Annotated in this window: 8 protein-coding genes and 1 pseudogene; 7 read left to right on the plus strand and 2 right to left on the minus strand. The window is 74.0% G+C overall.

Features of this window, described 5'->3' with window-relative positions:
• Positions 1 to 599 (minus strand): annotated as a pseudogene (locus tag AOK22_RS18585) (hypothetical protein); the annotation flags it as partial.
• Between the two features lie 404 nt (positions 600 to 1,003).
• Here AOK22_RS18585 and AOK22_RS18590 point away from each other — a divergent pair.
• The 3 genes from AOK22_RS18590 to AOK22_RS18600 all read left to right on the plus strand — a co-directional run bounded on the left by AOK22_RS18590 (position 1,004) and on the right by AOK22_RS18600 (position 3,385).
• Complete coding sequence (locus AOK22_RS18590) at positions 1,004 to 1,918, plus strand: hypothetical protein (protein ID WP_055699796.1); 915 nt, start codon at positions 1,004 to 1,006, stop codon at positions 1,916 to 1,918.
• Between the two features lie 160 nt (positions 1,919 to 2,078).
• Positions 2,079 to 2,705: an RNA polymerase sigma factor gene (locus AOK22_RS18595; protein ID WP_055699797.1), complete on the plus strand. Its 627-nt coding sequence runs from the start codon at positions 2,079 to 2,081 to the stop codon at positions 2,703 to 2,705.
• The gene (locus AOK22_RS18600; RefSeq protein WP_055699798.1) at positions 2,702 to 3,385 is read left to right on the plus strand and encodes a hypothetical protein; all 684 of its coding nucleotides are present in this window, start codon (positions 2,702 to 2,704) and stop codon (positions 3,383 to 3,385) included. The genes AOK22_RS18595 and AOK22_RS18600 overlap by 4 nt, the downstream gene beginning before the upstream one ends.
• On the opposite strand, the gene AOK22_RS18605 is transcribed toward AOK22_RS18600, so the two are convergent.
• Complete coding sequence (locus AOK22_RS18605; protein ID WP_055699799.1) at positions 3,382 to 3,960, minus strand: Uma2 family endonuclease; 579 nt, start codon at positions 3,958 to 3,960, stop codon at positions 3,382 to 3,384. The two genes, AOK22_RS18600 and AOK22_RS18605, sit on opposite strands and share 4 nt — an antisense overlap.
• Before the next feature lie 199 nt (positions 3,961 to 4,159).
• On the opposite strand from AOK22_RS18605, the gene AOK22_RS18610 reads away from it, so the two are divergent.
• The 4 genes from AOK22_RS18610 to AOK22_RS41490 form a co-directional block, all read left to right on the plus strand.
• Positions 4,160 to 4,630, plus strand: a complete 471-nt coding sequence (locus AOK22_RS18610; protein WP_055699800.1) for a hypothetical protein — start codon at positions 4,160 to 4,162, stop codon at positions 4,628 to 4,630.
• Positions 4,631 to 4,992: 362 nt separating this feature from the next.
• Complete coding sequence (locus AOK22_RS18615; protein ID WP_167357856.1) at positions 4,993 to 7,506, plus strand: NACHT domain-containing protein; 2,514 nt, start codon at positions 4,993 to 4,995, stop codon at positions 7,504 to 7,506.
• Positions 7,507 to 7,811: 305 nt separating this feature from the next.
• Positions 7,812 to 8,477 carry an RNA polymerase sigma factor gene (locus AOK22_RS18620; protein ID WP_055699802.1) on the plus strand — a complete coding sequence of 222 codons (666 nt, stop codon included), beginning with the start codon at positions 7,812 to 7,814 and terminating at the stop codon, positions 8,475 to 8,477.
• The coding region (locus AOK22_RS41490; protein ID WP_055699803.1) for a hypothetical protein at positions 8,477 to 9,613 on the plus strand (1,137 nt) is incomplete at its 3' end. The genes AOK22_RS18620 and AOK22_RS41490, both read left to right, overlap by 1 nt.

A 9,613-nucleotide genomic window follows, 5' to 3' on the forward strand; every position in this document is an offset into this window, starting at 1 on the left:
GTCGGGGCGGGGTCCGTGGGGACCGGCGAGGACGGGGTCTCCACCGGGTCGGCGGGGTCCGACGCGGTCGGCGCCGGGGACTCGCCCTCGGCGGCGAAGGCGGCGGGGGACAGGGCGGTGCCGGGCGCGTCGGTGCCGCCGTCGAGGGCCGGGTTCCTGGCCTCCTTGGACGTCACGCCCGGGTCCACGAGGTTGACCTCCAGGCCCTTGGGCAGCTCGTCGCGCGCCGTGCCGTCGGCCGCGACGACGCGGACCTCCACGCCGTCGGACGGGCCGACCCAGAGCGGATCGGAGGCGGCGCGCGTGCCCGCCTCCGCCCGCTCCGCCGGGTGCGGCTCCAGGTCCAGGGCCCGCCAGCCGCTCCACGCGTCGGAGCCGATGGCCCGGGTGCGGACCTGCGCGGTGCCGTCGAGCTCCGTGGTCGCGCCGCTCCACGAGACGCCGAGGAGCGAGAACTGCTCGGTCGACGTGCGCGGCAGCCCCCGCTTCGTCGCGCCGTCGGCCTTCAGCGGGAGGTCGTGCACGCGCGCGGGGCGCTTGGCGCGCGGATCGGCGCCGGAGCCGTCACCGGGGCCCGGGTCGGCCATGGCGTACGTCACGGCGCCCGCGCCTCCCAGGACGACGGCACCGATGGTCAGCCACGCCCTGCGCTTGAGGCTCAGTGGTCTGTACGCATGTGCGGAACGTGCGGAACGTGCCTTTTCACGCGCGTTCTCACGCGATATCTCACGCGGTTTACGCGGGCTCAAGTGCCCCACCCCTCAGTGAATTTCAGGTGAACCAAGCGACTGCGTACGACTGACCGATCGAACAAACGGTTGTAGTCGCGGGGGTGATATGTCGCGTGATGTATCCCGCACGCCGCAGGTGTGACGCCGGGGCGCCCGCCTGCGCTGGGTCATGTGACAGTTGTGGCCGGGGGTCGCGGATGAGGCTTTGGCCGGGGAATGCCGTGGGGATCGACGTGGGGATATCCGTGGGGAATGCCGTGAGGAATGCCGTGATGGACCGGAGCGGGGCGGGCGCGGGGGCGAGGGCGCGCGTGAACGGCCGGTGGGTGCGGGCCGCCGCGCTCTGTCTGGCGGTGGGCGCGCTCGCGTCCTGCGGCACGGACCGCGCGCCGGCGTACTCGGGTGGCAGGTTCGGGGAGGTCACCCACCAAGGGGCCACCCACGAGGAGAGCGTCCCCGAGGACGAGGTGCGCGGCAGGCAGCTCGCCGTCGAAGGCATGCGGCTGCTCAAGGACGCCGACTCGGTGCGCATCGGGGTCGACATGGCCACGGCGCGGGGCCGCCAGAAGGTCTCGCTGCACATGGACCGCCACAGCAACTGCACGGGCACCTTCGACGCGGGCCCCACCCAGCGCGGCGACCTCATCATGATCGCGGGCGACGCGACGTACGTACGGTTCACCGACGCGTCGCTCGACGCGATACGGGACTCGGGCGCCCTGAAGGGCCCCGAGACCGCCGCGCGGGTGCGGGAGCGCACGGACATGGCACGCGGCAAGTACCTGAAGATCCCGACCGGTTCGGGCGCCCCGGGCGCGTCGATGCCGGTGAACAACTGCGACCTCGACAGGTTCACCGGGCAGCTGCAGGCGGAGCCGGAGGACGGTGAGTCCTTCAAGGCCCTGCCGGAGACGCGGCGTTACGGGAAGCGCGTCATCCCGGTCGTCGAGAGCGAGGACCGTCAGGAGACGACGTTGTACGTGGCCGCGGAAGGCACGCCGTACGTCCTCGCCGTCCGTGTGGAGGAGGACGGCGGCCTCGGCCGGGACGGCGCGCGGACGATGACGATGCGGATGTCCGCCTTCGACGAACCCGTCGACGCGGTGGCACCGGTGGCGTCGCGGACGATCGACATCTCGCGGATCAGCCCGGACGGGCCGGGCGGCGGTTCGCTGTTCGAGGTGTGACCCGGCCGTCCGGGGTGACCCGTCCTCCGGGAGCTCCCCGACCGGCTCCCGGCGTGCGGGCGTACGGCTGTGCACTGTGACATTTCGGCGCCCGGTGACGCTGGTGACCGTAGGGGCACGGGCACGGTGAACTGTGCCGCGTCGGCCGGATGGGAACGACTTGGGCCAGGGTGGGGAACCCCGTCGCGCGCGGGCGCACGACGAGGAGCTGGGCAGGGCCGTCGCCGCGGCCCAGGAGGGCGACGAGGCGGCTTTCGCGGTCGCGTACCGCCTGGTCCAGCCGGGTCTCGTCGGCTATCTGCGCGGACTCGTCGGCAGGGAGGGCGAGACGGCCGAGGACGTCGCCGCCGAGGCGTGGCTGGAGATCGCCAGGGACCTCGGGCGGTTCCGCGGGGACGGTGCGGGCTTCCGCGGCTGGACCGCGACGATCGCCCGGCACCGGGCCCTCGACCATCTGCGCCGCCAGAAGGCCCGGCCGCGCCCCGCCGCACTGGAACAGGACATGCTCGAACTGCCCGGCCCGCAGAACACGTCGGCGGCGGCGATGGAGGCGATCTCCACCGAGCGGGCGCTCGGGCTGATCGCGGCCCTGCCGCGGGACCAGGCGGAGGCGGTGCTGCTGCGCGTGGTCGTCGGCCTGGACGGCCCGGCCGCGGCCCGGGTCCTCGGCAAGCGGCCCGGGGCGGTACGGACGGCCGCGTACCGGGGACTGAAGAAGCTGGGCGAGCGGCTGGGCCTCGACGGTGTGACGGATGACGGGCCCGGCACGCTGGGGGAGTCGAGATGAACGCCGACAACGCGTCGGGCCCTGAGCGCACGCGGGGCCCGCGCCCCTCCGACTCCCCCGCCCTCGCCGCGCTCGGCGACCGGCTGGGCGAGGCGGTGCTGTCCGATGCGGGGGCCGGAGCGGCGGGGGACGCGCAGCGGGACGCGGTGGCGGCGTTCCGCGCGGCGCGGGACGGGGGCGCGCACCGGGCGCGGACCCGCCGCCGCGACGACTGGCGCCCCCGCGCCCGCCGCCGCGTCCGCCTCTCGCTGCGGGCGGCCGGAGGCGTGGCTCTGGCCGGCGGCCTCCTGGGCGGCGCGGCCCTGGCAGCGGTGGGCACATCGAGGGACGCGGCGCCTTCCCAGGAGCCCACGCGCCCGGCTCCGTCGGCACCGAGGACGCCGGGGCCTTCGACGGAGCCGCGGCCTGCGTCGCCGGGTGCGGATGCGGAGAGGGGGCCGGGGCAGGGCAGGGAAGACAACACCCCCAAGAACAAGGACGAGAACAGGAAGAACAAGAAGAACAAGAAGGCGGCGGGGAAGGGCAAGGACCACGCCAACCCCGAGAAGCCCTCCAAGCCCAAGCCCAAGAAGACCAAGAGCCACGACAAGGCCAAGGCCAAGCAGAGCAACAACAAGCAGAGCAACAACAAGCAGAGCAACAACAAGAAGCACGCCAAGAGCGCCGGGCGCCCCGGCTAGCTCGGCGAAGGCGTGAGTTTGTCGAGGTCGAGTCTGATCTCGAAGGGGAGCGGCCGCTGGAGCGTGCCCCGGAAGATGCCCGCGGGAGCGTAGGCGCCCGTCGGCTCGTCGAGCTCGTACACGTGCACGGCGGGCGCGCCGTCCTCGTCCTCGATGCACCAGTAGTGCGGGATGCCGGCCTCCGCGTACTTGCGGAGCTTGACCGTGCGGTCGCGGTGGGCGGACTCGGGGGAGACGACTTCCACGACGAGCTTCACGTCGTCGGGGGCGTACCAGGTGCGGTCGGGGTCGTAGGGCAGGACCGTCAGCAGGAGATCCGGCTCGGGCCGGTTGCGGGCGTCGAGGCGGATCGTCATCTCCCGCTCGACCTCCGTGCCGGCCGGCGCCTGCGCCATGAGGGCGGTGGTCAGGGCGGTGACGAGACGGCCGTGCCAGGACCGCTGGGGCGACATCATGAAGACGAGGGCTCCATCGATCAGCTCGGTGTGGCGCGGTGCCTCGGGAAGATGGTCCAGGTCCTCCGCGAACCAGCCTTCCGCGCGAGGCGGGCGCATCCAGTCGGGCAGTGCGGTCATGGCTTCACGGTAGCGGCTGCGGCCGTGGCGCCACGCGCACATGCGTGTGCGTGCGCAGCGGGAAGCCGGTGCGCGGGAGGCGGTCGTGCCTCGTGGTGCCGATCCAGGGGGCAACGGCCTTTCGGCGACGTACTTTGATGGGGGTGCCGTTTCTGTTCCGGTGCGGCATCCCGGGAGCTGAGCGGACGGGGGGCGGTGGATGCTGACGGAGGCGTTGACGGCGCTGGCAGCGGCGGGTGGCACGGCGGTGGTGCAGGCCGCCGGGACCAGTACGTGGCAGGGGTTCCAGCAGGCCGTGGCCCGTTGGTTCGGTCATGGGGACGACGAGCGGGTGAGTGCGGAGCTCGATCGCCTGGACCGCAGTGCGAACGCGCTGGCGGGTGCCGGCGACGACGAAGCGGACCGGTTGCGGCTGCGCGAAGAGGCCGTGTGGCAGGTGCGCTTCGAAACCGCCTTCGCGGACCTGGGGGAGCAGGAGCGGGGCCAGGCCGCCGAGGCTCTGCGCGCCCTGCTCCGTGAGCACACCGCTCCCGGTGGGGTCGTGGCGGGAGAGGGGCAGTCGGTCGGCGGGAACGTGCACATCCGCGCCGACCACGGTTCCGCGGCGGCCCTGCGCATGGGAGACGTCACGTTCGGAAACCCTCCGCAGCCGGGCCCGCCCCAGGGCTGAGCGCGCCCGAGCACGACCAAGCCCCGCACATCACCGCCCACACGGCCGTCACCGCCCTCGGCGGAGGCCTGGCGGTCGGTCACGCGGACCACGTCGCCTTCTACGGGCACGCCGACCAGGTCACGTTCTACGCACCGCCACCGGCGCAGGGGGACAGGGCCGGAGGCGAGCACGCCGCTCCGCGCGCGTCGCGGCTCGACTCCTATCTCCGGGCCGCCTCGCGCGCCGCGGGGCGCCACCCGTACCCCGATCCGGGCGACGGGTCGGCCCCGCCTCCGCTCGCCAGGGTGTACGTACGCCAGAACGTCACCGCCCTGCGGCCCGGTACCCACCGCGGCGAGACTCCCGACCCTCCCCCCGACATGCCCCCGGAGACCGCTCGGCGGTTCCCCGCCGAGCCCGTTCTCGACGACGAGGCACCCCTGCGGATCCTGGTGGCCGGAGCAGGCGGCGGCAAGTCGACGCTGCTGCGCCTCCGACTCGCCGACGCGGCCGCCCACTGGATGTCCCCGCGCCGCCCCGCCCAGGCGGGCCACGCGGTCCCGGTTCTCGTCAGGGCCACCACCCTGGCCGCGGGCCCCGTCCTGTCCGACGCCATCGCCACGGCGGTGGCCGAGGAACTCGGCCCCCTCGGGCTGCGTGAGCCGCTCACCGCGGACTTCTTCAGCCGTCGGCCGCTCCCTCGCGTGCCGTGGCTCGTTCTGGTGGACGGCCTGGACGAGGTGCCCCAACAGAACGCCCGGACGGCCTTGTTGGAGCGGCTGGCTCTGGAAGCGGAGCAACAGCCCTGTGTGTACCGGTTCGTGGTCACGACCCGCCCCTTGCCGGACGGGGAACTCTTCCGCCTCGGCCCGTGCACCGCCTACTCCGAACTGCGGCCCTTCACGCGGAGCGACGTACGCACGTACGCCCGCGCGTGTTTCGCGGATCTTCCCGACACCAAGCTCCACCTGAACGAATTCATGACGGGCCTCCGCCTGTCCGGCCTGGACGACCTGGCGCGGACCCCGCTGATCGCTTCCCTCCTGTGCCGGCTCTACCTGGCCGACCCCACCCGCCCGCTGCCCGAAGGCCGCACCGCGACGTACCGGTCCTTCGTCGAACTGCTCTACGAGCAGAACGCCCACAAGGACATCCGCGGGACCCATGACGCCGCGATCCGCGCTCTGAAGGACCAGTACCAGATCCCTCGTGACAACCGGGCCGCAGAGCGGGCCGCGCAAGGGGTCCGCGACCAACTGCCGGAGCTCGTCGACCAGTTGGCCCATGAGAGGATCAACGGCAACACCGCGCCCGCGACCGAGATCCTGGCCGCTCACGTGCCCGTCCGGCGTCCCGACCGGGTGACGAAGGCCCGCTGGACGTCGTTCCTGGGCGACCTGCTGCGTCCCACCGGACTCGTGGCCCAGCGCGGGGACGACTTCGTCTTCCTCCACCAGACCCTGCTCGAATACCACGCGGCCCGGCACGCCACCCGCGACCGGCAGGCGCGCGCCGAGCTGCTCCACGAGGTGTTCCCGCACCTCGGTGACCCGGCCGCCGACGACGCGAAGCCACCGGCCTTCGAGGCGTCCTACCTCGGCTTCCTGCTCGACGGGCTCCTGGGCCGTGACGATGACGTCGCGACCGCCGCCACCCGGGCGCTGGAACATCTCGGGGCCCACGGGAGGGCCGCGGCCTGCTGGTTCCTCACCGATCAGGCGCACCTGCGGACCAACCTCCCCCGCACCACCGCCGGTCGCCTCGCGGCCTTCGCCGCGGACACCGCCCTGGACGGTTCGCAGCGGGTCCACGCGGCCTGGGCGCTCTCCCGGCTGGACGGACACCTGGACGAATCGGCCGGGCTCCTCGCCGCTTTCGCCGTGGACGCGACGCTGCACGGCAGCCACCGCACGAAGGCCGCCGGGCTCCTGGCCCGTCTCGACGGCCACGGCGACGAAGCGGCCGCACTCCTCACCGCCTTCGCCACCGACACCGCCCTGAGAGCCGAGAGCCGGGTGTACGCGGCCTGGGCCCTGGCACAACTCGACCAACACCTGGCGGACGCGGTCACGTTCCTTGTCTCCTTCGCCGCGGACCCCGCGCTGGGCCGCGACGACCGCGTGCGGGCCCTCACCGACCTGTCCGGGGTGGAAGGGCACACGGACGACGTGGCGAAGGCGTTCCTCGCCGTCGCCACGGACACCACCCTGGGGATGTGGGACCGGGCGAAGGCCGCCGCGTACCTGGCGCAGCTCGACGGCCACGCGCGGCGGGCGGCCGGAGTGCTCACCGCCTGTGCCGCGGACACCACCCTGAAGCCGTCGGACCGCATGGAGGCCGCCGGGGGCTTGGCGCGGCTCGACGGCCATGCCGAGGGCGCGGTCGAACTGCTCACCATGTTCGCCGCGGACACCACCCTGAGCGGGTGGGACAGGATAGCCGCGGCCGGACATCTGGCATGCCTCGACGAGCACGCCGAGGGGGCGATCGACCTGCTCATCGGCTTCGCCACGGACACCGGGGCGGACGTGTGGGACCGGCTGCAGGCCGCCCTGACACTGCTCCTGCGCATCGGCGACGAGCGCGCCGTCGAACTGTTCACCGGTCTCACCACAGGCCCCGCTCTGGACGTCCTGGACCGTATGGACGCGATCAAACACCTGGCCAAGCAGAAGCCGCACAAGGAACTGGCCTCAAGGCTGTACGGGACCCTCGCCGCCGACAGCACGCTGCCCGGCATCTACCGCGTGCTCTCGGCCCTGTACATGGCCGACCTCCGCGTGCACAGGACTCAGGCCATCCGGCTGTTGGCCGTCCTGGCCAAGGACACCGAGTTGTCCGGCAACCACCGGAGAATGGCCTTCGACGAGCTGGCCCGACTCCTCAAGAAGTGAGCGACGGGAGGGGCGGCACGCCGGGCGCCGCGCATCGTCCCGGGCCGGAGCCGGCCGCGGCCGTACGCCGAACGTGCGCGGCCGGGGCCGCCACCCCCCACAGGAGAGGCCCCGGCCGGCACACGGTACGAACCGCGGGGCGGTCCGTACTCTCTTCAGCGCCGCGCGTGCGTTTTCTGTCACACCGCGTTCCGTCACCCGGTAGTTGCGTGTTGTACAAACATGGACGTAGGCCCGGACAAGGCCGTAGCGTGCTGCTTCGCGCCGGGGCCGGGCGCAGATCTCCGAGTGGCAGGATTGAGAGAGTGCTGGGGGACGACGCGGAGCTGACCGCCGCGGTGCTTGCGGCACAGGACGGGGACGAGACCGCGTTCCGGACTGTGTACCGCGCCGTGCACCCACGGCTGTTGGGATACGTACGCACGCTGGTCGCTGATCCGGACGCCGAGGACGTCGCCTCGGAGGCCTGGCTGCAGATAGCGCGCGATCTTGACCGGTTCAGCGGCGACGCGGACCGGTTCCGGGGCTGGGCGGCGCGTATCGCGCGCAACCGCGCCCTCGACCACATACGCATGCGGGGCCGCCGCCCCGCGATAGGCGGCGACGAGACGGAGCTGACCGGCAAACCGGCCGACGCCGACACCGCGTCGGAGGCGATGGAGTCCCTCGCCACCGGCCAGGCGCTCGCCCTGATCGCCCAGCTCCCGCAGGACCAGGCCGAGGCCGTCGTGCTCCGCGTCGTCGTCGGGCTCGACGCGAAGAGCGCGGCACAGACCCTCGGCAAGCGCCCCGGGGCCGTCCGCACGGCGGCCCACCGGGGCCTCAAGCGGCTCGCCGAGCTGCTCGGCGCGGCGGGCGCCGACCCCACGGAGGCGCTGGGCGCCGTACCCCCTCAGAGAGAGCCGCGCGGGCGCGCGGTGACGTCCGCCGGTGTGACGCATTCGCGTACGCGGACGCAGAAGGACATGTGATGGCCGACGAGCAGTATCAGTGGCTGGACCGCGACGCGGCGGAACGTTTGCTGCGCGGGGAGCCCCTCGAAGGCGTCGACCCTCACGTACGCGCGCAGGCCGACCGGCTGGCCCAGGCGCTCGGCGCGCTGTCCGCCGACGGCACGGCGGCGGCCGACGGCGCCGCGCCCGACCCCGCCACCACGCCCGGCGGGGCCAACGCCGCCTTCCTCGACGCCGCCTTCGCCGACGCCCCCCGGGCCGAGACCGCTCGCGCCGAGTCCGCCACCGACCCCGGTGAACTCCCGGGCGAGGCCGCCGCGTTGGCCGCCTTCCGGGCCGCCCGCGCGAACGCCCCGCAGCGCACGCGGATGACGTCGCGGACCGCTCCGTACGCCACCTCCGCCCACGAGGCCGCCGCCGGCGAGACCGTGCGTCTGGCCCGCGCCGGGGCCCGTCCGCAGCCCACCCGCTGGGGCCGCCCCGTGCGGTTCGGGGTCGCCGCGGCGCTCGCGGCCTGCATGGTCGGCGGCGTCGCCGTGGCCGCGGGCACGGGCGTGCTGCCCTCGCCGTTCAGCAGACACGACGACCCGGGCCCCGCGACGTCCGCGTCGTCCGCCGAGTCGCCGCAGGCGCCGTCGGCCACCCCGTCCGACGACGCGGGCGAGCCCTCCGAGGACCTCTCCCCGGACGAGACCGCCGTGCCCGACAGCGACCAGCCGTCGCGGGAGCCCGCGAGCAGCTCGCCGCCGGAGGCCGAGGCGGACGGCGACCAGCCCACCACCGGCCCCACGCGCCGGCCCGTCGGCGAGAAGCCGCAGCGCACCGACGAGGCCAGGGACTGGTACCGCAAGGTCGTGACCGCCTGTCGCGCCTACCGCAGCGGCGAGCTCCAGGGCGAGAAGCGCCGCCGCCTCGAAGAGGCCGCCAAGGGCGCCGCGCGCGTGGAGGAGTTCTGTGGCCGGGTGCTCGGCGGCTCCGGATCCGGCGGCGACGGCGACCACGCCGGCGGCGGAGGCCAGGGCGGTGGCGGCAACGGCGGTGGGGACGGCGACGGCGACGACGGGGAGAACGGCGGCGACGAGGACGGTGCCCCGGGCGGCGGCAGCGGCGGTGACAGCGGAGGCTTCCCCGGCCCGCCGATGTCCTCCCCGGGC

Source organism: Streptomyces silaceus, assembly GCF_001419745.1.
In the GTDB taxonomy this organism is placed as follows: Bacteria; Actinomycetota; Actinomycetes; order Streptomycetales; family Streptomycetaceae; genus Streptomyces; species Streptomyces silaceus.